Consider the following 257-nt stretch of genomic DNA (forward strand, 5'->3'; position numbering starts at 1 on the left):
GCGTTGACGTAGGCGGTCTCGCGGTAAAGCCGCACCACCTGCCCGAACGCCAGCAGCACCGCGATGAGCAGCACGCCGAGGATGAGTCCGTTGAGGCCCGGATTGGCCAGGAAGGCCGGCGTCACCTGCCGGAACAGCACGAAGGCGAGGAAGCCGACCAGGATCAGAAAGATCAGCATCCGGATGAGGTAGATGCCCGGCTTGGCGATCGTCGCAGGTGCGGGTGGGGTCGCCATCGGCTCGGGCACACTCTCGGA

Annotated in this window: 1 protein-coding gene; it reads right to left on the minus strand. The window is 66.1% G+C overall.

Going from position 1 to position 257, the window contains the following annotated elements:
* On the minus strand, window positions 1-248 hold a 248-nt coding region (locus CVH10_RS22180; RefSeq protein ID WP_219925005.1), incomplete at its 3' end, for a hypothetical protein.
* Window positions 249-257 lie beyond the last annotated feature (9 nt).

The sequence above is a fragment of the Halomonas sp. ND22Bw genome, from assembly GCF_003011945.1.
GTDB lineage: Bacteria > Pseudomonadota > Gammaproteobacteria > Pseudomonadales > Halomonadaceae > Halomonas > Halomonas halophila.